Here is a 24,197-nt window from a genome sequence, read left to right on the forward strand (position 1 = left end):
TGCAAAGGATGGATACGTGAGCGAAACAGCCTTGCCAAAAGAAGATCTAGACCAGCCAGCGATCGATGCGCCGGTTGAAACTCCGCCCCCGGTGGCGCCGCGTCGCGGCAACGGGTTGGCCATTGTTGCATTGCTACTCGGGGCCGCCGGCGTGGCCGTGGGCGGTTGGGGCGTGTGGCAGGTGCGTCACCTGCAAACCAACAACCAGCAGCAGTCAGCCCAGGTCCAGGCACTGAATGACCAGGCCCAGAGCCTCAAGCTCAACGAGCAACGCCTGAGCGAGCGCCTGGCGCAATTGCCTCCGGCCGAAGAGCTGGAGGAGCGGCGGCGCCTGGTGGCCCAGTTGCAAAGTGACCAGCAGCACCTGAACCAGCGCCTGGAAACCGTGCTCGGTGCCAGCCGCAAGGATTGGCGCCTGGCCGAGGCCGAGCACCTGTTGCGCCTGGCCAGCCTGCGTCTTTCCGCCCTGCAGGACATCAACAGTGCCCAGGCGCTGGTCCAGGGGGCGGACGAAATCCTGCGCGAGCAGAACGACCCCGGCTCGTTCGCCGCTCGCGAGCAACTGGCCAAGACCCTCGCCGCATTGCGCAGCACCGAACAACCGGATCGCACCGGGCTGTTCCTGCAACTGGGGGCCTTGCGTGACCAGGTCCTGGAACTGACTGAGCTGGCGCCCGAGTACAAGGACCGCGGTGAATCCCTGCTGGGCCTGACCGCCGACGGCGATGGCGCCAGTCGTTGGGCACAGTGGTGGGACCAGATCTCGCGCTATATCCGTATCGACTTCAACGCCGATGAGAATGTTCGTCCGCTGCTGGCCGGGCAAAGCCTGGTGCAAGTGCGCCTGGCCTTGAGCCTGGCGCTGGAGCAGGCGCAATGGGCCGCCCTCAATGGTCAGGCGCCGGTCTACACCCAGGCGCTGGCCGAGGCCCGGGACGTGTTGAAGAACAACTTCAACCAGGACAACCCGCAAAGCAAGATCATGCTCGAACGCGTGGGTGAGCTGTCCAAGCAGCCGGTGACGGTGGTCACCCCGGACCTGACGGGCACGCTGAGCAGCGTCCAGGCTTACCTTGAGCGCCGCAACCTCAATGCCCAGGAATCGGTCAAGCCGCTGCCCGCGCCTGGCGCGCAGGAGGCCACGCCATGAAGCGTCTCTACGTGATTCTGTTCGTGGTCATTGCTGCCGCTGCTTTGCTGGGCGTGGCGATTGCCGAGCATTCGGGTTACGTGCTGGTGGCGTACAAGAACTTTCGTTATGAAGCGGGCCTGTGGGTCACCCTGGCACTGGTGGCGGTGCTCTGGCTGGTGTGGCGAGGCCTGAGGGCGCTGATCGGGCTGGTGACTACGTCGAGTGGCGTGGTCAACCCGTGGTCGCGGCGCAACCGCAGCCGGCGGGTGCAAGTGGCGATCGAGCATGGCCAGTTGGACCTGGCCGAAGGTCGCTGGGCCAGTGCCCAACGACACCTGCATCGTGCCGCCGAAGCCGAGCGCCAGCCGCTGCTGTATTACCTCGGCGCCGCCCGTGCGGCCAACGAACAAGGTCTTTACGAGCAGAGCGACAGCTTGCTCGAGCGCGCTCTGGAGCGTCAGCCCCAGGCGGAACTGGCCATTGCCCTGACGCACGCACAATTGCAGACGGACCGAGGCGATACCGACGGTGCATTGACCACGCTGCAGGCCATGCATGAGCGTCATCCCCATAACGTCCAGGTCCTGCGCCAACTGCAACGCCTGCATCAGCAGCGCGGCGACTGGTCGGCGGTGATCCGGCTGTTGCCGGAGCTGCGCAAGGACAAGGTCCTGCCGCCGGCTGAACTGGCGGAACTGGAACGTCGCGCCTGGGGTGAGAACCTCAGCCTGGCAGCCCACCGTGAGGAGGACGGCAGCGTCGGTTTGCAGTCGCTCAATCGCGCCTGGCAACAACTGACCTCCGCGCAACGCCAGGAGTCGGCGCTGGTGTTGGCCTATGCCGAGCAGTTGCGCCAGTTGGGGGCTCAGGTCGAGGCCGAAGAGGTGCTGCGAAATGCGCTCAAGCGTCATTATGACAGCCATCTGGCGCGCCTCTACGGGTTGGTGCGGGGCAATGATCCGATCCGCCAGTTGCAAACAGCCGAAGGCTGGCTCAAGGATCATCCGGCCGATCCAAGCCTGCTGCTGACCCTGGGGCGCCTATGCCTGCAGAGCAGTTTGTGGGGCAAGGCGCGGGACTATCTGGAAAGCAGCCTGCGCGTCCAACGCAACCCCGAAGCCTGTGCTGAACTGGCGCGATTGCTGGCGCAGCTGGGAGATGCCGAGCGCAGCAATCAGTTGTTCCAAGAGGGGTTGGGGCTGTTGGACGAGCGCCTGCTGGCCGCGCCGTTGCCGGTTCCGGCTCAGGTGTTGTCCACTTGAGAGGGCATAGTGGAGAGGGCGCTTGCTCTCGCTCGGCTGATGCCCTGTAGGAGCTGCCGAAGGCTGCGATCTTTTGATCTTTGATCTTTGATCTTTCGCTTGAGATTCAAGTATTAGGGAAAAGATCGCAGCCTCGTTGCACTCGACAGCTCCTACACAGCTCCTACACAGCCCCTACACAGCTCCTGCATGCACCCGGCGGGAGCAAGCTTGCTTGCCACAGGTATGTGTAAACCTTGAAAGAGAGGGGGCGAATACCGGTCCGGTTTTGGGGCTTTGGTCATGGCTTCAGTAAAGTCCTACAGCCCATCGCGCTGAATCCTCTTTGGCCTGTCGGGAATTCCCTACATCCCTGGTGAAGTGTCTGCGCGGACCTGCCTTGAAAGGCCCGAGGGCTTTCCTCTACCGTAACTGCTTGTCTCTTCTGTTACGGAACCGCCATGTCTTTGGCCAGCTCACGCTTCTTGTTTTTCATGGCTTCCATCGCCGCAGCCCTGGCTTTGGGCATCGCCACTTATCTGGAATATTCGGTCGGCCTGACGCCTTGCAGCCTGTGTGTCTTGCAGCGGTTGTGCCTGATGCTGTTCCTGGCGAACAGCCTTGTGGCATGCGTACACGGTCCAGGTCAGAGAGGCAGTCTCTTCTATGGTTCGGCAGGGTTGGTTTTTGCGACGGGGGGAATGACCCTGGCATGGCGTCAGGTCTTGATGCAAAGCCATTCGTTCGAGCCGTTTCCTGATTGTATTGCCCAGCCCAAGCTGGTGGACTCGTGGTGGTGTGCGTTGCATCGCGTCCTCGACGGCGCGGCCGATTGCGCGAATATCACCTGGACGCTGTTCGACCTGAGTATTCCCGAATGGAGCCTGTTGTTTTTTCTCGCGGTGTCCAGTGCGATGACCTATCTGCTGCTGCGCCTTGCCCGGAGTGCTCTGGTACGACCGCTCAGCGGCGATACGTCGCAGATGCTCCGGGCCGTGGATTAAACACTTGTATGAACTTTATCTCCTGCGTACCTTGAAGCCATTGTCGTGCGGGCATAATCTGGCCCGCACGTGTTATTGGAATTGTGCCGCTCGATCATGTTGTGTCTGGCTTGTCCCTGATCATCAGGCGTGCACAGGCTGCGAGTGGCATGACTCACAAGGGAAGAAATCACCATGCTCGAAAGTTGTCAGAATGCTCAGGAACGCTGGGGTGGGGTGCATCTGCTGATCGATCGCTGGTTGCAGGAGCGTCACGAGCTGGTTCGGGCCTACGATGCCCTTGGCGATAAGCCTGAAGCGCTGAGCGAAAGCCGCAAACCCTTGCAGGAGTTCTGCGGTGTGCTGGTCGACTATGTGTCTGCCGGTCATTTCGAGATCTACGAACAACTGACGGGCGAGGCCAAGGCCTTCAACGACAAGCGCGGCCTGGAACTGGCCGAGCAGATCTACCCGCGCATCGACGTCATCACCGAAAAGCTGCTGGCGTTCAACGACCTGTGCGATGAAGGCAAGTGCGTAGCGGAAAAATTCAAGGAGCTGGGCGGCTTGCTGCACGAACGTTTCGAACTGGAAGACTGCCTGATCGAAGTGCTGCACAACGCTCACAAGGAAGAAGCCGCGGTCCAGGCCTGAGGGTTTCGCGGTCATGAAAAAACGGTGCGCATTGCGCACCGTTTTTTATTGGGCCCGCGTCAGGTCGTCGCGCCCAGCAATTCGATTTCAAACACCAGTGGCGTGTACGGCGGGATCACATCTCCCGCCCCTTCGGCGCCATAGGCCAGGGTCGATGGAATCACCAGCCGCCATTTTGCGCCTACCGGCATTTGCGGCAACGCACTGCGCCAGCCGTCAATCACACTGTCGAGGTTGAACCACTGGGCCTGGTGGTTGGAGTCGAATACGGTACCGTCCGGCAATCGACCGGTATACAGCACCTGGACTTTGCCGTGAGGACCGGCCTTCGCGCCGTGGCCGGGCTTGATCTCGGTCAGCAGGATGCCGTCTGCGAGTTGCTGGACGCCGGGACGGTTCTTTTCTTCGTTGAGAAATTTCTGCTCCGTTTTCAACGCGGCTTCGATCTGCGGCGTCGTCGATTGCGAATTCAGTTGTGCCTGGTGCTCGGCCAGGATCTGTTCGATGCGTTCATCCTTGAGGGCCAGCGGCTTGCCCAGGTAGGCCTGTTGCAATCCTTCGACCAAGGCCTTGATCTGCAGGTCCGGCACGTCCTGGCGCAGGCGTTCGCCAAGGCTTGCGCCCAGGCTGTAAGCCAAATCGTGGGCATCGTTTGCGCTGGTTTTTTCAACGGCCTGGACCGTGGAGCAAGCCATGCACAGGAATAAAAACAGGTGACGCGACATGTGTGCTCTCCGGCCTCGAATCGAGGAATTATGCCAGTGCCGATATCTGTAGAGGTGGATTGCCAAGGCACTGGCGCAGAAGATTTTTCGTCCCTTGCAACGCAACGTCTTGTGTACTGTCAACATGCCCTAGCGGCGGTTGAAGCAGAGGTCTAGTATGAGCCGCACTCACGTCAGTCAGGAGGTAAACCATGTCGGCCACCAAGAAGCCTGTAAACACTCCGTTGCACTTGCTCCAACAACTCTCGGGCAGCTTGCTCGAACATCTGGAAAATGCCTGCTCCCAAGCCCTGGCTGATGCTGAAAAACTGCTCGCCAAACTTGAAAAACAACGCGGCAAAGCGCAGGAAAAACTGCACAAGTCGCGCACCAAATTGCAAGACGCAGCCTCCGCTGGCAAGGCCAAGGCACAAGCCAAGGCCAAAGATGTAGTGAAAGAACTCGAAGACCTGCTCGATGCCTTGAAGGATCGTCAGTCCGAGACCCGCACCTACATTCTGCAACTCAAGCGTGATGCCCAGGAAAGCCTGAAACTGGCCCAAGGTGTCGGTCGCGTGCAGGAAGCCGCAGGCAAGGCGCTGACGCTTCGTGCTGCCAAGCCTGCCGCTGTATCGGCCAAGAAGCCGGCGGCTAAACCCGTCGCGGCAAAAGCTCCGGCCAAAGTCGCTGCCAAGCCTGCGGCGAAAGCACCGGCAAAAGCTGCCAGCAAGCCTGCTGCCAAACCGGTCGCTGCCAGTGCTGCAAAACCTGCGGCAAAAAAACCAGTCGTCAAAGCGGCGGCCAAGCCTGCCGCAAAAACGGCGGCCGCTAAACCTGCTGCCGCCAAGCCCGCTGTAAAAGCTGCTGCAAAACCTGCTGCAAAACCTGCCGCTAAAACCGCCGCCGCCAAACCTGCCGCGACGAAAACCGCTGCCGCTAAACCTGCTGCCAAAGCGGCGGTAAAAGCCACTGCAAAACCTGCTGCGGCCAAGCCTGCTGCCAAGCCAGCAGCAACCAAAACTGCTGCGGCCAAGCCTGCAGCGAAAACGGCTGCCAAGCCAGTCGCTGCCAAAGCGCCCGCCAAAGCAGTGGCTAAACCCGCCGCCAAACCGGCAGCGGCAAAACCGGCTGCCAAGCCAGCTGTCGCGAAGCCGGCCGCTGCAAAACCTGCTGCAAAACCTGCTGCCAAGCCAGCGGCCAAGCCTGCCGTGAAAAAGCCAGTCGCTGCAAAACCTGCGACTGCGCCAGCCGTCAAGCCAGCGACACCGGCTCCGACCGCGGCACCGGCTCCAACCGCCAGCACTCCGGCCGCGGCGACCAGCCCATCCGCTGCCGTTGCGCCGAGCACCAGCAGCACCCCAACCAGCGCTTCCTAAGTGCCGGACACCGCGACGCGCAGCTGATGCAGCGCGTCGCGGCTCGCTGGCCCGGCATTCGCCGCCAGCCCTTGCAGCCATTGCTCTGAATCGTTCTGTTGTGCCCCGGGCCAATCCTTGGCCAGCGCGTCCAATCGCTCCAGCAATTGCCGTTCGGCTGCCAATTCCAGTTGCTTGACCTGCTCGCGCAGGCTATCGAGTGCCGCGTCCTGAAGGGTGCTGGTTTTCCATTGGCTGCGAAGCGTGCGCAGTGGCCGCACCACCTCGGCATCCCACGGCTCGGCCAATAGTCGAAGCTGCTGCAGCCTGTGTTCATTGCAGGCCACGCCGCGCTGCGCCAGCCACAGGCCACAAAGCAGCAGGCAGACGTTGGCGCCGGCGTCTTGTGACGCCAGGCAGGCAGGCTCTACGCCAGGCTTGGCATAGAGGTCGAGGGAAAAGCTCCACAGGTCTGGGGACATCGTGCTACTCGCGCCAGTTGCGAGCGAAGCTGGTAGACTCCGCCGCCATTATGATCCGACTTCAGAACCTGACTTTACAGCGTGGCCCGCAACGTCTGCTAGAAGACGCCGAGCTGACCCTGCACGCCGGCCACAAAGCCGGCCTCATCGGTGCCAACGGCGCCGGCAAATCGAGCCTGTTCGCCTTGCTGCGAGGCGAGCTGCACCCGGACTCGGGTGATTGCCTGTTGCCGGCCGATTGGCGCATCGCCCACATGCGCCAGGAGGTCGACACTCTCGAGCGCCTGGCGGTGGACTACGTGCTCGATGGCGACCTGCGCCTGCGCCAGGTGCAACGTGACCTGGCTGCGGCCGAAGCGGCCCATGACGGTGCCGCACAGGCCCGCCTGCACGCGGAACTCGACAGTGCCGATGGTTACACCGCCGATGCCCGTGCGCGCAAACTGCTCGCTGGCCTGGGCTTTACCAATGAGCAGATGGATCGCCAGGTCGGGGACTTCTCCGGTGGCTGGCGGATGCGCCTGAACCTGGCCCAGGCCTTGATGTGTCCTTCGGATCTGCTGTTGCTCGATGAGCCGACCAACCACTTGGACCTCGACGCTATCATCTGGCTCGAAGACTGGCTCAAGAGTTACCCGGGCACGCTGCTGCTGATTTCCCACGACCGTGATTTCCTCGACGCGGTGGTGGATCACGTGGCCCATGTCGATCAGCGCAAGCTCACTCTGTACCGCGGCGGCTACAGCGCCTTCGAGCGCGCGCGTGCCGAACGCCTGGCCCAGCAACAGCAGGCCTACGAGAAGCAACAGGCGCAACGTGCGCACATGGAAAGCTACATCGCCCGCTTCAAGGCCCAGGCCACCAAGGCCCGCCAGGCCCAGAGCCGGATCAAGGCGCTGGAGCGGATGGAAGAGTTGTCGGCGGCCCACGTCGATTCGCCGTTCGATTTTGTCTTCCGCGAATCGACCAAGATTTCCAGCCCGTTGATCGACCTGTCCGACGCGCGCCTGGGCTACGGCGACAAGACCGTGCTGGAGAAGGTCAAGCTGCAACTGACCCCAGGTGCGCGGATCGGTCTGCTGGGGCCCAACGGCGCCGGCAAGTCGACCCTGATCAAGAACCTTTCCGGTGAACTCGAGCCTCTGGCCGGGCGTCTGACCCGGGGCGAGAACACGGTGGTCGGCTACTTCGCCCAGCATCAGCTCGATTCCCTGGACTCCAAGGCCAGCCCGCTGTTGCACCTGCAACGCCTGGCACCGACCGAGCGTGAGCAGACCCTGCGCGATTTCCTCGGCGGTTTCGATTTCCGCGGAGCGCGCATCGACGAGCCGGTGCTGAATTTCTCCGGTGGCGAAAAAGCGCGCCTGGCGCTGGCGTTGATCGCCTGGGGCCGGCCAAACCTGTTGCTGCTCGACGAACCGACCAACCACCTGGACCTGGAGATGCGCCTGGCTTTGACCATGGCCTTGCAGGAATTCAGTGGTGCGGTGCTGGTGGTGTCCCACGATCGGCATTTGCTCAAGAGCACCACGGATAATTTCTTCCTGGTGGCTGACGGCAAGGTCGAGGAGTTCGACGGCGACCTGGAAGACTACGCCCGTTGGCTGGTGGAATACCGTCAGCGCAACGCGCCGGTCAGCAGCACGCCGGTCAACCCGGACAAGACCGACAAGAAAGCCCAGCGCCAGGCCGCCGCCGCATTGCGCCAGCAACTGGCGCCGCACAAGCGTGAGGCCGACAAGCTCGAAGCCGAGCTGGGCAAGCTGCATGAAAAACTGCAGAAGATCGAAACCAGCCTTGGCGATAGTGGTCTCTACGAGGCAGCGCGCAAAGATGAGTTGCGCGACCTGCTGGCCGAGCAGGCCAAGCTGAAGGTTCGGGAAGCGGAACTCGAGGAGGCGTGGATGCAAGCACTGGAACTGCTGGAAAACCTGCAAGCGGAGCTGGAGGCGTTGTCCTGATGGAAGCGTTGGCGTTGCCTATACCTGTCATGTGGATCGAGCCGATCTGGCTGGGTGTGCAAATCCTGCTGATCCTGCTGGCCGGTTATGTCGCGCAGCGTGTCGTGGCGCGGGCCCTTACGGGCCTGGGTGAGCGTTACCCGTTCCCACCCCAACTGGTCATTATCCTGCGGGGTGTGCTGCGCTGGCTGATCATGGGCACTGCGGTGCTGGTGGTGCTCGAGCGCCTGGGCGTCTCGGCCACGGTGCTATGGACCGCACTGTCGGGCTTCGTCGCGGTGGCAGCGGTGGCGTTCTTTGCCATCTGGAGCGTGCTGTCGAACCTGTTCTGCGCCGTTTTGATCTACACCGTCGGACCGTTTCGCCTGGGCGATGTGGTCGAGCTGGTGGACACCACCGACAAGCCCGGCATCAAGGGGCGCGTGGTGGCGATCAATCTGCTGTACACCACGCTGATCGAGCCCGAGGAACTCGGCACCGGCAGCGCCATGGTGCAAGTGCCCAACAGCCTGTTCTTCCAGCGTTCGGTGCGGCGCTGGCGCGGCAGCGAGGCGTTTCCGGTGGGTGGTTTCGTCGAGTAAGGGACTGCTACGCAACCCAGCGAGAACAAGCTCCCTCGCCACGGTGTTCATACCGGCTTAGGCGCTTGTGCAAAAAACGGTGGTCAACGGCCTGGCGGCGCATTAGCTTAGTCGTTTCGACGAATCCGAGCCGAGGTGTGCAATGTTGCTGGAAACATGGCTGGCGTTTTTTGCCGCCTGTTGGGTGATTAGCCTTTCCCCAGGTGCCGGTGCCATTGCATCGATGTCCAGTGGCTTGCGCTACGGCTTCTGGCGCGGTTACTGGAACGCCTTGGGCCTGCAATTGGGCCTGGCGTTGCAAATCGTGATCGTCGCCGCCGGTGTTGGCGCGATCCTTACGGCGTCGGCCACTGCGTTCTATGCGATCAAATGGTTCGGCGTGGCCTACCTGGTCTACCTGGGTATCAAACAGTGGCGCGCCATTCCCGGTGACATGACCGACGATGCGGGCCCGCGGCCCATCGGCAAGCCCCTGGCACTGGTGTTTCGCGGCTTTCTGGTCAATGTCAGCAACCCCAAGGCGCTGGTGTTCATGCTGGCGGTGTTGCCGCAGTTCATCAATCCCCATGCGCCGTTGATCCAGCAATACCTGATCCTGGGCGTGACCATGATCATCGTCGATCTCATCGTCATGGCCGGGTACACCGGGCTGGCGTCCAAAGTCCTGCGGCTGTTGCGCACCCCGAAACAGCAACGGCGAATGAACCGTGCCTTTGCGGGTATGTTCATTGGCGCGGCGGGTTTGCTCGCGACGATTCGCAAGGCTGCGGTGTAAAACCGAGCGTGAGTGGAGCTGTAGGAGCTGTCGAGCGAAGCGAGGCTGCGATCTTTTCCCAGGCACTTGAATCTCAAGCGAAAGAAAAAAAGATCGCAGCCTCGCTTCGCTCGGCAGCTCCTACGAGGTCAGCGCAGGATCACCGGCGCCGTATCCCGAGGCAGGTTGTTGCGCTGCACCGGCTCGCTGGGTTGTTGGTAGCTCGGGCCGCCGAGCTGTTCGCTCAGTTGCCGCGCCACGTCTTCCCCCAGGGCCTTGGAGACATCGCGCACCACCCGCGGGCGGTTGAGGCTGATGTGCACGTCCCGGTGGTTCAACAGCTTGGTGTCCTGGCCTTCGCCCATGGCCGTAAAGGCCGAGGTGATTTCATAGGTCTTGGTGTTGATCAGGCTGAAGTCTGCCACCAGGGTCAGCGCCAGCACCGCCGAATAGCTATCGGTATTGGCTAGCTCGTTGATGTCGCGGGTGAAGTCGATGTCCGACACCGTGCCGAACAGCACGTAGTCGGCACCCTTGAAGTTCCCGGCCTTGATGCGCTTGATCACGTCATAGACATCACCCGTGGACGCCGCGGTGTGGGGTGTGCCCTGGGTCAGCTGGAACATCCCGCTGCGCAGGATCTCGCCCTTGATGTCGCCGGTGAACTTGCGCAGTTCGCCCTGCTCGATGTAGCTGCTGGTGGCTTCCATCTCGTCGTAGCTCGAGGAAGCGCTGGCGCTGTAAGGGTTCGCCTGGAAGTTGCTCTGCGCTGAAACGGTGTGGATGTATTCCTCCACCCGTTCCTGGTACGCAAGGTCGGTCACTGCGACTTTCGGGGCCGCCTGCACGCCAAATGCGCAGGCCAGGGCCATGATGCCTATCCATGTGCGCATGGCTTAACGCTCCGTGGTCTTGCGGATTTCTTTTTCGTCCATCCACTCGGCCAGACCGCTTTCGACGTCGATCAATTGCAGGCTGAATTTGTAGAAGACGTCCTTGTAGTCGCTGCTGCGCTTGACGATCGAGCTGATGGAGCCTTCGAGACGGTACTTGGCAGCGATCATGTTGCCGGTCTTGGCCACGGTGCTTTTCTTGTACAGGCCGCTCTGGTTCTGCAACTTGAGCTGGTCGACCTGGCTATCCATGGCGGTGTTGTCGCTGGCAAAACGGGCAGCCCCGGTCTTCATCAGCTGGGTCTTGATGCTGGTGGTGATTTCACGGGTGTCGATGTATTCGCTGGTCTTGTTCTTCACGTCATAGACCTGGACCACCGGGCGACCCTGCAGGATGCCGGACTGGGCCAGGGAGCGGGTCATGGACTCGGCGATCATTTGCAGGTCGGTGGAACCGAACTCGTTGGTCACGGTTTCCACGGCCTTGGTGTCGCCGTAGCTGATGTTCTTGTTGCCCAGCACCGGCGAGTTGTTGGCACAGCCGCTGACCAGCAAGGCGGCGAGGGCGAGGGAGGAGATGCGTACGAACATGTGTGTGCTCTCAATAACTGTATAAAAGGTTTTGTGGCGAGGGGATTTATCCCCGCTGGCTGCGCACTGTAGGAGCTGCCGAAGGCTGCGATCTTTTGATCTTTCGCTTGAGACTCAAGTGTCTGGGGAAAGATCGCAGCCTCGTTGCACTCGTCAGCTCCTACACAGTGCCTACATCAGCTCCTATGGCCCAGGCTCAAGGGGTATTGATTTCCAAACGGAAATCCACCGCCTTGGGTGTCGGTGCGATGGCCGGCAGGAAACTGGTCTGTTCGCCGTACAGCGTCAGGCTTTTCCAGGTTTCTTCCTCGGCGATCGGAAAGCCTTCCGGCCCCAGCCAGGCAAAGCGGTAATACATCGTCTTGTTGTTGTAGCTGGTGTTGCTCAGCTGCACGTTGACGGTCATGTAGCCGTTTTCCCGGGCCACGCGCATGGCGCCGACCACGATGTTTTTGGTCTTGCCCATCGCCACGACCTTGCTGGCGGCGCTGCCCGGCTCCGGTGGCGGCGGGGTGGCGCAACCGGCCAGCAAGGCCAGGGCGCCGACGGCGATCAGTTTTAAACGCATGTGAACAAGACTCCGTTCTTAAGGTTGCTTGAGGGCAAGGGCGGTCGGGTTGGCGCTTGGCATCACCTGGGCAGCCAGGCCACCGGCGAACACCTGGTTACCCACCGCCCGCAGGCTGATGACCTGGTAGCGCTGGTCGACGGTGACCTTGACCACCGAACCGCCCACCGAGCTTGGCAAGGTGACCTGGTGCTCGCCTTTCTTCAGGCGCAGGCGCACCACCTGGGTGTAGTCGGGCAGGGTGCGCCAGGTCCGGGTATCGGCACCTTCGAGTACGGCCGAGGTGAGGCCGACGGCCAGGCCGGCCAGGGGGTTGGTCTCGTTGATCTGCTTTTGCGCCACGCCACGGGTGACGGCGCGCACGGTGGTGCGCAGGATGATGCCCGGCATATCGTCGCGCAGGGCGCGGCGGGACATGGCGGTGGTGCTGTTGAGCTGGGTCAGGTCCAACTGACGGCCGTCAACACCGATCTGGCTGAAGGTGGCCGTGGAGGTGTCAGGTTTGATCAGCGGGAACGACAACGGCGTGATGACCACGTTGCCGCTGATCGGCAAGGGCAGGGGAATGCGGATCGAGTCCCGGGACGGTGCCAGGCCACTCTGCACCACGATCAGGATGTCGCTGTCATCGTTCTTGGTGGCAGGCTTGTCGAGGTTGAGCAGGGCCTGTTCCAGCAGCGGCGTGTTGGGGCGCAGTTCGGCGGCCTTGCGGTAACCCGGTGCGGCCAGGTCCTTTTCACCCAGGGCTTCATAGACGAAGCCGGCCAGGTAATGGCTGAACGCGCTCTGATAACTGTTTTTCAGGCTGACCACTTCCGGGGCGTCGAGGCTGGCCACCGGGTAACCCTTGAGGTCCTTGTATTCGGTCTTGACCCCTTGCTTCTCGGCGTCTTCCTCGCGCTTGAGGTATTCCTTGTCCCGCAGGTCGGCGATCACCGCCTCGCGTTCGTGGGTCTTCTTGATCTGGGTCCGCGCCCCGTCGAAGTCATTCACGGCCAGCAGGTTCAGCGCCATCTGCGTGGTCAGCATGACCTTTTCGTAATCGTAGCCTTCGTAGCGGCGGACTTTATCGTTGACCAGGAAGCTGCCGAACTGGGCCAGGTACTTGGCTGTGTCGAGTTTGACCGCGTCTTCCCATTGGCCTACCTGCTGATCGGCGCTGGTCCAGGCAATCTGGCTGCCAGACAGGTCGCCCTTGGCGCGCAGCAGTTCACCTTTCTCGAAGTAATACAGCAGGTCCTTGTCCTGGTTGGTGTTGTTCTTTTCCAGCAGCGTCAATGCGCCGTCGACGTTGCCGGAAGCCAGCTGCTGGTTGGTCTGGGCCAATTCGCTGTCGTAGTTGCGAAAAGCCGAACAGCCGGACAACAAGGTGATCGCACCGAGGGCGACCGAAAAAACGGCACGGGATGCCATGAATATTTCTTCCCTGAGTAACAGCCGGGGTTTGCGGGTCGGGCTGGAGCGATCCCACGGACAAACGTCGGGACGCTGTCGGTTCCTCATAAGAAGAGGAGCTTTTATGCCATCGAACAATAAGAAGGCGGCGCGATTATAAACATGGCGCTTGGCTATGTAATGGCTTTTCAATCTCGAAATGCCGTTTTTGTGACATCACCTCCAAAGCGGGAATCCGATGAAAATGTGCCGTCAAAGCACATCGGCTCTTGAGCCAAAGTCATTGGAAGTGAACAATGTGTTACTTCTTATTACCAATCGAGAGTCATTCATGACTGCGCCGTTCCGTTTCCTGGCCTGGCTTGTACTGCCATTGCTTGCGCTGTGCAGCACCTCGCTGCTGGCCGACACCGTCGAGGGCGCCCCGCAGGCGCTGCATTTGCTGGATTACATCGGTGCGGACTACCCGGCGACGGTCGAGGCCGGCAAGGTCATCGAGGACGGGGAATACCGCGAGCAGTTGGAATTCACCCAGGTGCTGGAAGGGTTGATCGCCGGGCTGCCGGCCAAGCCGGAAAAGGCTGAATTGACCCAGGGTATCGACACCTTGCGCAGCGCTATCACCCAGCGCCAGGACGGCAGTGACGTCGCCCGCCTAGCGCGGCAACTAGGGGCCAAGCTGGCGGTGGCATATGAAGTCAGCCAGGCGCCGGTGATCACCCCCGATCCCTCCCGCGGTGCGCCGCTGTATGCCCAGAATTGCTCGGTGTGCCACGGCGCCAACGGTGCCGGCGACGGTCCAGCAGGTGTCGGCCTGGAACCGCCACCCGCCAACATGCGGGACGCCCAGCGCCTGGATCGCCTGAGTCTCTATGCGATCTACAACACCGTCGGCATGGGCATCGAAGGCACCGACATGCCGGCCTTCGCCGATCAGCTCGACGACCGTCAGCGCTGGGACCTGGCGACCTACATCGCCAGCTTCAGCGCCGACCCGGCCGCCGCCAAAAGCGAACAGGTCTTCAACCTCGCTGACCTGGCGCGCCAGACCCCGGCCGAAGTCCTCGCCGCGCAAGGCCCGGCAGCGGCGGCGACGTTCCGTGCCCAGCGCGCCCAGCCGCCGCAAGTGCAACGAGGCCCGGCGCAGTTGCTCGACTACACGGCGGCCACCCTGGATAAAAGCATCGCGGCGTACCGTGCCGGAGACCACGACCAGGCCTACGACCTGTCGGTAGCCGCTTACCTGGAAGGTTTCGAGCTGGTGGAAAGCTCGCTGGATAACGTCGACGCCAACGTGCGCAAGGACACCGAAAAGTCCCTGATGGCCTACCGTCAGTCTCTGCAGGACGGTTTGCCTATCGAGCAGGCGGTACAGCGGCTGGACGCGGCCAAGGCCAAGTTGAAGGAGTCAGCCGGCCTGCTGGGCGGTGATGGCTTGAGCTGGTCGCTGAGCTACATCTCCGGCTTGCTGATTCTGCTTCGCGAAGGGCTGGAAGCGATCCTGGTGCTGGCGGCGATCCTGGCGTTCCTGCGTAACACCGGCCAGCAGTCGGCGGTGCGCAGCGTTAACGTCGGTTGGGGCCTGGCGCTGTTGGCTGGCCTGGCGACCTGGGGGCTGGCGGCGTATGTGATCGACGTCAGCGGCGCCCAGCGCGAGCTGCTTGAAGGCGCGACGGCGTTGTTCGCCAGTGTGATGGTGCTGTGGCTGGGTGTGTGGATGCACGACCGTCGCCACGCAGCGGCCTGGCAGGACTACATCAAGAGCAGCCTGGTGGGCGGCGGTGGGCGTTTTGGTTTTGCGATCCTGGCGTTCTTCTCGGTCTATCGCGAACTGTTCGAGGTGATCCTGTTCTACGAAACCCTGTGGCTGCAAGCGGGGCCCGCCGGGCACAACGCGGTACTGGCCGGTGGCGCGACGGCGCTGGTGTTGCTGGTGGGGCTGGCCTGGGTGATCCTGCGCGGCTCGGCGAAACTGCCGCTGGCGCTGTTCTTCAGCATCAATGCCGCGTTGCTGTGCGCGCTGTCGGTGGTATTCGCCGGTCATGGCGTGAAGGCGTTGCAGGAAGCCGGGATTTTCGGCACCCATCCGGTGGCGTTCTTCGACTTCGACTGGCTGGGCATTCATGCCGATGCCTATTCGCTGGCCGCTCAAGTGGTGGCGATCCTGGCGATTGTGGTGCTGTATGGGCGCAGTTGGGTGGCGGATAAGCGTCGGGTCCAGGTTTCCTGAAAAGCATTCGCTGCGCTCATAATCGCGGGCAAGCCTTGCTCCCACACAAGCTTTTCTCCCACAGGCTATGGGAGCAAGACTTGTGGGAGCAAGGCTTGTGTGGGAGCAAGGCTTGCCCGCGATGCTTTTAATCTAGAGGAAACCATTCAATGCGCGTATGGATCGACGCCGATGCCTGCCCCAAGGCGGCGAAGGAACTGGTGGTCAAGTTCGCCTTGAAGCGCCGGTTCGAGGTGGTGCTGGTGGCCGGTCAGCCGCAGATCAAGCCGGCCCTGGCTTGTGTGAAGCTGATCGTGGTGCCCAGTGGTCCTGATGCGGCGGACGATTACCTGGTGGAGCACGCCGAGCCGGGTGAACTGGTGATCTGCAGCGACGTGCCCTTGGCCGACCGGTTGGTGAAGAAGGGCGTCGCCGCCCTGGATCCACGAGGCAAGGAGTTCGATGCCCAGAACATGGGTGATCGGCTGGCGGTGCGCAACCTGTTCACTGATTTGCGTGAACAGGGCCACATGGGCGGCGGCCCGGCGGCGTACAGCGAGCGGGACAAGCAGGGGTTTGCCAATGCCCTGGATCGGATCCTGACGCGCCTGGCCCGAATCGCTTAAGCCTTGCCCGACCCCCTGTGGTGGTGGGGTCAGGCGTCGTTCTCGTGCGTCAGTTCCAACACCCGGTCCACCAGCTTGTTGATACCCGCAGCCGCTTCGCTGATGTTCTGCGCCAGCATGTAGGCCGGGGTGCTGACCAGTTTGCGCGCGCGGTCTTCAACGATATCGGTGACGGCGCACTCTTCGTGAGTGCCCCCCATTTTGGTCACGGCGGCGGCAGTGTCGACGTCGTTGCCGATGGTGCAGACCACACCCGGGCCATAGATTTTCGCCGCCAGGGCCGGGGAGATGCAGATCAGCCCGACCGGTTTGCCAGCCTCGGCAAAGGCTTCGGTCAGTGCCAGGACCTCTGGCTGGACCGTGCAGCCAGCGCCTTCGACGGCAAAGTTGGAGAGGTTTTTCGCCGAGCCAAAACCACCGGGTATGATCAGGGCGTCGAAATCCTCGGCCCTGGCTTCACGCAAGTCCTTCACGTTGCCCCGGGCTATCCGCGCCGATTCCACCAACACGTTGCGGCTCTCGGGCATTTCCTCGCCGGTCAGGTGATTGATCACGTGCAACTGGGCAATGTTGGGGGCGAAGCACTGGACGTGAGCCCCACGCTGATCGAGACGCAGCAAGGTGATCACGCTTTCGTGGATCTCGGCGCCGTCATACACGCCACAGCCGGAAAGGATCACTGCAATTTTTTTGCTCATGGGCTTTTCTCCAGATTCATGGCGTTAAATGTCTACTAATTTGTCACTCGTTGCCATAGGGGGATCGGGCAGCTACACCTAATCTGCCGACTATCTCCCTGCCTTGCATGCCCGGGTTGCGTCATGAACTTCATCCTGTATGCCGTGCCGTTCTTCTTCGTGCTGATCGCCGTCGAGTTGCTGGCCGATCGCTGGCGGGGCGTGAGCCACTACCGTGTGGCAGACGCGATCAACAGCTTGAGCACCGGCGTGCTGTCGACCACAACGGGCCTGTTGACCAAGGGCGTGGGGCTGGTGACCTACGCCTTTGCGTTGAAACACCTGGCTGTCATCGAACTGCCGGCCGACCGGGCCTGGACCTGGGTGTTTGCCTTTGTGCTCTACGACTTCTGTTATTACTGGCTGCACCGCATGGGCCATGAACGCAACATCCTCTGGGCCGCCCATTCGGTGCACCACCAGAGCGAGGACTACAACCTTTCCACGGCGTTGCGCCAGACCAGCACCGGGTTCCTGCTGAGCTGGATCTTCTACCTCCCGCTCGCTGTGCTGGGCGTGCCGCTGGCGGTCTTCGTCAGCGTCGCGGCGTTGAATCTGCTGTACCAGTTCTGGGTCCACACCCAGCACATTCCCAAGCTCGGCTGGCTGGAGTGGTGCTTCGTTACGCCGTCCAATCATCGTGCCCACCATGCACAGAACCCTCTCTACATGGATCGCAACTACGGCGGGGTGTTCATTATTTGGGACCGCCTGTTTGGCACCTTCCAGGAAGAAGACGCCAACGAGCCGGTGATTTTCGGCGTGACCACGCCGTTGGCGAGTTGGAATCCGGTGTGGGCCAACCTGCAGTTCTATGCGCAGCTGTGGGCCGATGCGCGGCGGGCCGGGCGTTGGTGGGACAAGCTGCGGATCTGGTTCATGCCCACCGGTTGGCGACCGGCGGACGTCGCGGCCAAGTACCCGCTGAACAAGCCGGACTTGAGCCTGTTCCGCAAATTCGAAGTGCCGTTGGATGTTCGTCAGCAGTGGTACGTGGGGCTGCAGTTCTGCGCCTACATTGCCTTGGGCAGTTATCTGATGAACCTTGAAGCCAACCTGCCGATCGCCGCCCTGGTGCTGGGTTGGGGCGCGGTGGCGTTCGGGCTGTTCGTGTTGGGGGTGGCCCTGGAGAATCGCCCGTGGGCGTTGCGGCTGGAGCTGTTGCGACTGGCCTCGAACCTGCCGCTGGTATGGCTGGCGCCACTGGCCGGGTTGTGGCCGGCCAGCCCCGTGACCTGGGCCGGGTTGCTCAGCTACAGCCTGCTCAGCGGCATCGGGCTGTATTGCTGCCGTACCCGGTTTACTCGGTTGGCGTCGTAGGTTCGCCGGACCTGGCTTGCTCCAGGCGCTCGGCTTCGAGGACTTTCCTGGCCAGGCGCGCATTCTTGATGCGTCGGCGCAGCCACAAGACCAGGCCCAGCACCAGCAGTGCGCCGAGTACCCACAATTCATACTTCTTGATGCTGCCCAGCATGCCTTCGAGCACCGCGCCAAAGTGGTACGCGGCCGCGGCCAGCGCCGTGGCCCAGACCGCCGCACCGATGCCGTTAAGTAGCAGGTAACGACCTGGCGGATAGCCTGACAGGCCGATCGCCACCGGCATCACCGTGCGCAGGCCATAGACGAAGCGGAAGCTCAGGACCCAGATGTCCGGATGTCGGCGAATGTGCTCCAGCGCCCGATCCCCCATCAACTGCCAGCGCGGCTTGCGCGCCAGGAGCTTGCGCCCGTGCTTGCGGCCCAGGAAATACCACAGCTGATCGCCCGCGTAGCTGCCGCAGAACGCCACGACGACCACCAGATTGATGTCCATGTAGCCACGGAACGCCAGGAAACCTGCGAGCACGAGGATAGTTTCGCCTTCGAAGAACGTGCCGATAAACAAGGCCAAGTAGCCGAAGTCATGCAGAAATTGTTGGAGCATTGTCTGGGTGCTGGCGAAATGAACGCGCAGCCTAACCCTTCAGACACATTCAGGAAAGTATCGAAATGTGTCTCGACGTGAACAATTCCTACAATGACAATAACTGCGACGACAGGACGCAGGTGCACACAACTGTAATGTCTTCGTCATAATGGGCGCTTATAACTGTCACGCTCGCCCGTCAGCACGGGCTCAGGAGTCTGCCGTGAGCTTTACCCCCGCCAATCGTCTGTTCCCTGCTACCCGCCTGCGTCGCAACCGTCGTGATGAGTTCTCTCGTCGGCTGGTGCGTGAAAACGTGCTGACCACCAATGACCTGATCCTGCCGGTATTCGTGCTGGACGGTGAGAACCGTCGCGAAGCGGTGGCGTCGATGCCCGGGGTGGAACGCCTGACCATCGACCTGCTGCTCGAAGAAGCCGCCCACTGGGTCGAGTTGGGCATTCCGGCGCTGGCGCTGTTCCCGGTCACGCCGCCGACCCTCAAGTCCCTGGACGCCGCCGAAGCCTGGAACCCGCAAGGCATCGCTCAACGCGCGACCCGCGCCTTGCGCGCGCGCTTCCCGGAGCTGGGGGTGATCACCGACGTGGCGCTGGACCCGTTCACCACCCACGGGCAGGACGGTATCCTCGATGAAGAAGGCTACGTGCAGAACGACGTTACCGTCGATGCACTGGTCAGGCAGGCCCTGTCCCACGCCGAGGCCGGTGCTCAGGTGGTGGCGCCGTCGGACATGATGGACGGGCGCATCCAGGCGATCCGCGAAGCCCTCGAGGTGGCCGGTCACGTCAACGTGCGGATCATGGCCTACTCGGCCAAGTACGCCAGCGCCTATTACGGCCCGTTCCGCGACGCGGTCGGCTCGGCCCTGAACCTGGGCAAGGCCAACAAGGCCTCTTATCAGATGGACCCGGCCAACAGTCAGGAAGCCTTGCACGAAGTGGCGGCTGACTTGTCAGAAGGGGCAGACATGGTCATGGTCAAGCCTGGCATGCCCTACCTCGACATTCTTTGCCGGGTCAAAGACGAATTCAAAGTGCCGACCTTTGTTTATCAGGTCAGCGGCGAGTACGCGATGCACATGGCCGCGATCCAGAACGGCTGGTTGGGCGAAGGGGTGATCCTGGAGTCCTTGACCGCTTTCAAGCGCGCAGGTGCTGATGGCATCCTGACTTACTTTGCCGTGCGCGCCGCCCAATTGTTACGAGAGCAGAAATAGCCTCCCAGGAACTTGCGATGAATACCGAAGGACTCTCCGAAGTTGCCGTAAAAGATGCTCAGCCCGTGGTCGAGCAGATTGCCGAGACACCGCCGACGCTGGAGCCTGCTGCCCCGGCGGTCGTCGAGCCCGCACCGGCCCCGGCGATTGTGATTCCCAGCCTGGATGACAGCAGCTTGTACATCCATCGGGAGCTGTCGCAATTGCAGTTCAACATCCGCGTGCTGGAGCAGGCGCTGGACGAGTCCTACCCGCTGCTGGAACGGCTGAAGTTCCTGCTGATCTTTTCCAGCAACCTGGATGAGTTTTTCGAAATCCGCGTCGCCGGGCTGAAGAAGCAGATCACCTTCGCCCGTGAACAGGCCGGCGCCGATGGCCTGCAACCGCACCAGGCCCTGGCGCGCATCAGCGAACTGGTCCACGGTCATGTGGACCGGCAGTACGCGATCCTCAACGACATCCTGTTGCCGGAGTTGGAAAAGCACCAGGTGCGCTTCATCCGTCGCCGCTATTGGACCACCAAGCTCAAGACTTGGGTGCGCCGCTATTTCCGCGACGAGATCGCGCCGATCATCACCCCGATCGGCCTCGATCCGACGCACCCGTTCCCGCTGCTGGTCAACAAGAGCCTGAACTTCATCGTCGAACTGGAAGGCATCGACGCCTTCGGTCGCGATTCCGGCCTGGCGATCATTCCGGCGCCACGCCTGCTGCCGCGTATCATCCGCGTGCCGGAAGACGTCGGCGGCCCTGGCGACAATTATGTGTTCCTGTCGTCGATGATCCACGCCCATGCCGATGACCTGTTCCAGGGCATGAAGGTGAAGGGTTGCTATCAGTTCCGCCTGACGCGTAACGCCGACCTGTCGGTGGACACCGAGGATGTCGAAGACCTGGCCCGCGCCCTGCGCGGCGAGCTGTTCTCCCGTCGCTACGGTGACGCGGTGCGCCTGGAGGTGGCCGATACCTGCCCCAAACACCTGTCCGATTACCTGCTCAAGCAGTTCAACCTGCATGAGACGGAGCTGTATCAGGTCAACGGCCCGGTCAACCTGACCCGACTGTTCAGCATCACCGGCCTGGACAGCCATCCGGAGCTGCAATACCTGCCGTTCACGCCGCAGATCCCGAAACTGCTGCAAAACAGCGAGAATATTTTCAGCGTGGTCAGCAAGCAGGACATCCTGCTGCTGCACCCGTTCGAGTCGTTCACGCCAGTGGTCGACCTGCTGCGCCAGGCCGCCAAGGATCCCCACGTCCTGGCGGTGCGCCAGACCCTGTACCGCAGCGGCGCCAACTCGGAAATCGTCGATGCCCTGGTGGACGCGGCGCGAAACGGCAAGGAGGTCACGGCCGTGATCGAATTGCGCGCGCGCTTCGACGAGGAGTCCAACCTGCAACTGGCCAGCCGCCTGCAAGCGGCCGGTGCGGTGGTGATCTATGGCGTGGTCGGCTTCAAGACCCACGCCAAGATGATGCTCATCCTGCGCCGTGAAGCCGGTGAGATCGTGCGTTACGCCCACTTGGGCACCGGCAACTACCACGCCGCCAACGCTCGCCTGTACACCGACTACAGTTTGCTGACCTCTGACGATGCCTTGTGCGAAGACGTCGGCAAGCTGTTCAGCCAGTTGATCGGCATGGGCAAGACCCTGCGCATGAAGAAACTGCTGCATGCGCCGTTCACCCTGAAAAAGGGCATGCTGGACATGATCGCCCGGGAGACGCAGTTCGCCCTGGACGGCAAGCCGGCCCACATCATTGCCAAGTTCAACTCGCTGACCGACCCGAAGATCATTCGTGCGTTGTACAAGGCCAGCCAGTCGGGCGTGCGCATCGACCTGGTGGTGCGTGGCATGTGCTGCCTGCGACCGGGCATTCCGGGGGTGTCCCACAACATCCACGTACGCTCGATCATCGGGCGCTTCCTGGAACATACGCGGGTGTTCTACTTCCTCAACGGCGGAGAGGAGCAGATGTTCCTGTCCAGCGCCGACTGGATGGAGCGCAACCTCGACAAGCGGGTCGAGACCTGCTTCCCGGTGGAAGGCAAGAAGCTGATCCTGCGGGTCAAGAAAGAGCTGGAAAGCTACCTTACCGACAACACCCACAGCTGGAGCTTGCAGTCGGATGGCCGTTACATCCGCAACACGCCGACCGGTAACCAGAACCCGCGCAGCGCCCAGGCGACCTTGCTCGAGCGCTTGAGCAGCCCGGTGTTGGCGGTTCGTTAAACGCTCGAAGGTTGGGGGCAGGCTTAGCTTTTGTGGCGAGGGAGCTTGCTGTGGCGAGGGGATTTATCCCCGCTGGGCTGCGCTGTAGGAGCTGCCGAAGGCTGCGATCTTTTGATCTTTCGCTTGGGACTCAAGTGTCAGGGGAAAGATCGCAGCCTCGTTGCACTCGACAGCTCCTACACAGCCAGCGGGGATAAATCCCCTCGCCACAAGAGATCTGCGTTGCAGTCGATAATCAGTGGATGTTCAACACAATCCCGACCCGGGTCAGCCATTCCGCTTCCTGGGCGAAGTCGGCCTGGGTCAATTGATTCTCTTCCAGCCAATTTTCGGGAAACAGCACATCCAACTGATCGCCATTGGCGTGCAGGACCACCTGGGGCATTTCCTGGGTGCCACGGATGTGATGGAACAGGATCGCAAAGCGCAGCAGCACGCACAGGCGAATCAGCTTGATGCCGTCATCGCCGAACTCGGCAAATTTATCCTTGGGGATATTGCGCCGATGGCCGCGCACCAACAGCGCGAGCATTTGCTGGTCTTCCCGGGAAAACCCCGCCAGGTCCGAATGCTCGATCAGGTAGGCGCCATGCTTGTGGTAGTGATAGTGGGCAATATCCAGGCCCACTTCATGGACCTTGGCGGCCCAGCCCAGCAACTCGCGCCAGACTCCGTCGTTAAGGTCCCAGTCGTCGGCCACCTGGTCGAAGGCGTGCAGCGCCTTGCGCTCGACCCGTACGGCTTGTTCCAGGTCGACGTGATAACGCTCCATGAGCGAGCCCAGGGTACGCTCGCGCACGTCTTCGTGATGATGACGCCCCAGCAGGTCATACAGCACGCCTTCGCGCAGGGCGCCTTCACAGTGGTCCATGCGTTGCAGTTCGAGGGCGTCGAAAATCGCCTCGAGGATCGCCAGGCCCGCGGGGAAAATCGCCCGGCGGTCGGGCTTGATGCCTTCGAAATCGATCTTGTCCGCTTCGCCGAGCTTGAACACCCTGCGCTTGAGCCAGGCCAGGCCCTCGGCGTTGACCTCACCGGTGCCGTGGCCGCCGGCCTTGAGGGCCAGGCCGATGGCGCGAATGGTCCCTGAGGAGCCGATGGCTTCGTCCCAGGTCAGGCGGTGCAGGGCGTGTTCGATGCTCATGATTTCCAGGCGCGCCGCCGTGTAGGCCTGGGCGTAGCGGGCCGGGGTGATCTTGCCGTCGCGGAAATAGCGCTGGGTGTAGCTGACGCAGCCCATCTGCAGGCTTTCGCGCAGCAGCGGTTCGAAGCGCTGGCCGATGATGAATTCGGTACTGCCGCCACCGATGTCCGCCACCAGGCGCTTGCCCGGGGTGTCGGCCAATGTGTGGGAGACGCCCAGATAGATCAGGCGGGCTTCTTCACGCCCGGAAATGACTTCCACCGGATGCCCGAGGATTTCTTCGGCGCGGCGGATGAACTCGCCACGGTTGCGCGCCTCGCGCAGGGCGTTGGTGCCCACGATCCGCACTGCGCCCAGGGGCATGCCGTTGATCAGTTGGGCAAAGCGCTTGAGGCAATCGAGCCCGCGCTGGATGGATTCTTCGCTCAGCTTGCGCTCTTCGTCGATACCGGCGGCCAGTTGGACCTTCTCGCCGAGCCGCTCAAGAATGCGGATTTCACCGTTCTGGGCCTTGGCGACGACCATGTGGAAGCTGTTGGAGCCCAGGTCTATGGCAGCGATCAGGGACAGATTCTTGGCTTGGGATGGCGGCATGGTCAAAAAGTCTCGGTCGATAACCTCGCCATCCTGCCACGATCGACCGCTTACGCCAACGCGCCTGAACCAAACCCTTGAGCCAGAGCAGCTTGCAGGGTGCCTTGTGGCGAGGGAGCTTGCTCCCGCTGGGCCTGTAGGAGCTATGTAGGAGCTGACGAGTGCAACGAGGCTGCGATCTTTCCACTGCCAATTGAGTCTGGAGCGAAAGATCAA

22 protein-coding genes are annotated in these 24,197 nt (G+C 61.9%); 13 read left to right on the forward strand and 9 right to left on the reverse strand.

Annotation, left to right across the window (positions count from 1 at the left end):
* Positions 1 to 16: 16 nt before the first annotated feature.
* From ASC85_RS33050 to ASC85_RS11930, 4 genes are all read left to right on the forward strand, one after another.
* Positions 17 to 1,150, forward strand: coding sequence for a uroporphyrinogen-III C-methyltransferase (locus ASC85_RS33050; protein WP_057449586.1), 1,134 nt, complete (start codon positions 17 to 19; stop codon positions 1,148 to 1,150).
* Complete coding sequence (locus tag ASC85_RS11920) at positions 1,147 to 2,394, forward strand: heme biosynthesis protein HemY (RefSeq protein ID WP_057449451.1); 1,248 nt, start codon at positions 1,147 to 1,149, stop codon at positions 2,392 to 2,394. Before ASC85_RS33050 ends, ASC85_RS11920 begins: the two co-directional genes overlap by 4 nt.
* A 440-nt stretch (positions 2,395 to 2,834) precedes the next feature.
* Complete coding sequence (locus ASC85_RS11925) at positions 2,835 to 3,377, forward strand: disulfide bond formation protein B (RefSeq protein ID WP_057449452.1); 543 nt, start codon at positions 2,835 to 2,837, stop codon at positions 3,375 to 3,377.
* Between the two features lie 174 nt (positions 3,378 to 3,551).
* Complete coding sequence (locus ASC85_RS11930; RefSeq protein WP_003206770.1) at positions 3,552 to 4,010, forward strand: Rsd/AlgQ family anti-sigma factor; 459 nt, start codon at positions 3,552 to 3,554, stop codon at positions 4,008 to 4,010.
* 59 nt (positions 4,011 to 4,069) lie between these two features.
* Here ASC85_RS11930 and ASC85_RS11935 read toward each other — a convergent pair whose 3' ends face one another.
* Positions 4,070 to 4,735, reverse strand: coding sequence for an FKBP-type peptidyl-prolyl cis-trans isomerase (locus ASC85_RS11935; RefSeq protein ID WP_057449453.1), 666 nt, complete (start codon positions 4,733 to 4,735; stop codon positions 4,070 to 4,072).
* Between the two features lie 191 nt (positions 4,736 to 4,926).
* Here ASC85_RS11935 and ASC85_RS11940 point away from each other — a divergent pair, with 191 nt between their 5' ends.
* On the forward strand, positions 4,927 to 6,090 hold the full coding sequence (locus tag ASC85_RS11940) for an AlgP family protein (RefSeq protein WP_057449454.1): 1,164 nt from the start codon (positions 4,927 to 4,929) through the stop codon (positions 6,088 to 6,090).
* Here ASC85_RS11940 and ASC85_RS11945 read toward each other — a convergent pair.
* Positions 6,087 to 6,551: a TIGR02444 family protein gene (locus tag ASC85_RS11945; RefSeq protein WP_057449455.1), complete on the reverse strand. Its 465-nt coding sequence runs from the start codon at positions 6,549 to 6,551 to the stop codon at positions 6,087 to 6,089. The two genes, ASC85_RS11940 and ASC85_RS11945, sit on opposite strands and share 4 nt — an antisense overlap.
* 50 nt (positions 6,552 to 6,601) lie before the next feature.
* Between ASC85_RS11945 and ASC85_RS11950 the strand changes: the two genes are divergently transcribed.
* The 3 genes from ASC85_RS11950 to rhtB all read left to right on the forward strand — a co-directional run bounded on the left by ASC85_RS11950 (position 6,602) and on the right by rhtB (position 9,868).
* Positions 6,602 to 8,512, forward strand: coding sequence for an ATP-binding cassette domain-containing protein (locus ASC85_RS11950; RefSeq protein ID WP_057449456.1), 1,911 nt, complete (start codon positions 6,602 to 6,604; stop codon positions 8,510 to 8,512).
* Positions 8,512 to 9,093 carry a mechanosensitive ion channel family protein gene (locus ASC85_RS11955; RefSeq protein WP_014340805.1) on the forward strand — a complete coding sequence of 194 codons (582 nt, stop codon included), beginning with the start codon at positions 8,512 to 8,514 and terminating at the stop codon, positions 9,091 to 9,093. The genes ASC85_RS11950 and ASC85_RS11955 overlap by 1 nt, the downstream gene beginning before the upstream one ends.
* 142 nt (positions 9,094 to 9,235) lie before the next feature.
* On the forward strand, positions 9,236 to 9,868 hold the full coding sequence (gene rhtB, locus ASC85_RS11960; protein WP_057449457.1) for a homoserine/homoserine lactone efflux protein: 633 nt from the start codon (positions 9,236 to 9,238) through the stop codon (positions 9,866 to 9,868).
* Positions 9,869 to 9,996: 128 nt separating this feature from the next.
* On the opposite strand, the gene ASC85_RS11965 is transcribed toward rhtB, so the two are convergent.
* The 4 genes from ASC85_RS11965 to ASC85_RS11980 all read right to left on the reverse strand — a co-directional run bounded on the left by ASC85_RS11965 (position 9,997) and on the right by ASC85_RS11980 (position 13,312).
* The gene (locus ASC85_RS11965) at positions 9,997 to 10,740 is read right to left on the reverse strand and encodes a hypothetical protein (RefSeq protein WP_057449458.1); all 744 of its coding nucleotides are present in this window, start codon (positions 10,738 to 10,740) and stop codon (positions 9,997 to 9,999) included.
* 3 nt (positions 10,741 to 10,743) lie between these two features.
* Entirely contained in the window at positions 10,744 to 11,331 is a 588-nt protein-coding gene (lpoB, locus tag ASC85_RS11970; protein ID WP_003177333.1) for a penicillin-binding protein activator LpoB, read from the reverse strand.
* Between the two features lie 196 nt (positions 11,332 to 11,527).
* The gene (locus ASC85_RS11975; RefSeq protein ID WP_003206754.1) at positions 11,528 to 11,899 is read right to left on the reverse strand and encodes a YcfL family protein; all 372 of its coding nucleotides are present in this window, start codon (positions 11,897 to 11,899) and stop codon (positions 11,528 to 11,530) included.
* Between the two features lie 18 nt (positions 11,900 to 11,917).
* Positions 11,918 to 13,312: a COG3014 family protein gene (locus ASC85_RS11980; protein ID WP_057449459.1), complete on the reverse strand. Its 1,395-nt coding sequence runs from the start codon at positions 13,310 to 13,312 to the stop codon at positions 11,918 to 11,920.
* Between the two features lie 313 nt (positions 13,313 to 13,625).
* On the opposite strand from ASC85_RS11980, the gene ASC85_RS11985 reads away from it, so the two are divergent.
* Together ASC85_RS11985 and ASC85_RS11990 are read left to right on the forward strand one after the other, a co-directional pair.
* Entirely contained in the window at positions 13,626 to 15,524 is a 1,899-nt protein-coding gene (locus ASC85_RS11985) for a cytochrome c/FTR1 family iron permease (RefSeq protein WP_057449460.1), read from the forward strand.
* Between the two features lie 149 nt (positions 15,525 to 15,673).
* Positions 15,674 to 16,129, forward strand: a complete 456-nt coding sequence (locus tag ASC85_RS11990) for a YaiI/YqxD family protein (protein WP_057449461.1) — start codon at positions 15,674 to 15,676, stop codon at positions 16,127 to 16,129.
* Positions 16,130 to 16,158: 29 nt separating this feature from the next.
* On the opposite strand, the gene elbB is transcribed toward ASC85_RS11990, so the two are convergent.
* Positions 16,159 to 16,827 carry an isoprenoid biosynthesis glyoxalase ElbB gene (gene elbB, locus ASC85_RS11995; protein ID WP_057449462.1) on the reverse strand — a complete coding sequence of 223 codons (669 nt, stop codon included), beginning with the start codon at positions 16,825 to 16,827 and terminating at the stop codon, positions 16,159 to 16,161.
* A gap of 123 nt (positions 16,828 to 16,950) precedes the next feature.
* Here elbB and ASC85_RS12000 point away from each other — a divergent pair, with 123 nt between their 5' ends.
* Positions 16,951 to 18,186, forward strand: coding sequence for a sterol desaturase family protein (locus ASC85_RS12000; RefSeq protein ID WP_057449463.1), 1,236 nt, complete (start codon positions 16,951 to 16,953; stop codon positions 18,184 to 18,186).
* Here ASC85_RS12000 and ASC85_RS12005 read toward each other — a convergent pair.
* Positions 18,167 to 18,790: a DedA family protein gene (locus ASC85_RS12005; protein ID WP_057449464.1), complete on the reverse strand. Its 624-nt coding sequence runs from the start codon at positions 18,788 to 18,790 to the stop codon at positions 18,167 to 18,169. The two genes, ASC85_RS12000 and ASC85_RS12005, sit on opposite strands and share 20 nt — an antisense overlap.
* Before the next feature lie 205 nt (positions 18,791 to 18,995).
* Here ASC85_RS12005 and hemB point away from each other — a divergent pair, with 205 nt between their 5' ends.
* On the forward strand, positions 18,996 to 20,009 hold the full coding sequence (hemB, locus tag ASC85_RS12010) for a porphobilinogen synthase (RefSeq protein WP_057449465.1): 1,014 nt from the start codon (positions 18,996 to 18,998) through the stop codon (positions 20,007 to 20,009).
* A gap of 17 nt (positions 20,010 to 20,026) precedes the next feature.
* The gene (gene ppk1, locus ASC85_RS12015; RefSeq protein WP_057449466.1) at positions 20,027 to 22,243 is read left to right on the forward strand and encodes a polyphosphate kinase 1; all 2,217 of its coding nucleotides are present in this window, start codon (positions 20,027 to 20,029) and stop codon (positions 22,241 to 22,243) included.
* A gap of 235 nt (positions 22,244 to 22,478) precedes the next feature.
* Here ppk1 and ppx read toward each other — a convergent pair whose 3' ends face one another.
* Positions 22,479 to 23,981 (reverse strand): exopolyphosphatase, encoded by a 1,503-nt coding sequence (gene ppx, locus ASC85_RS12020; protein ID WP_003206738.1) that lies wholly within the window; start codon positions 23,979 to 23,981, stop codon positions 22,479 to 22,481.
* Between the last annotated feature and the right edge of the window lie 216 nt (positions 23,982 to 24,197).

It is taken from the genome of Pseudomonas sp. Root401, from assembly GCF_001425105.1.
In the GTDB taxonomy this organism is placed as follows: Bacteria; Pseudomonadota; Gammaproteobacteria; order Pseudomonadales; family Pseudomonadaceae; genus Aquipseudomonas; species Aquipseudomonas brassicacearum.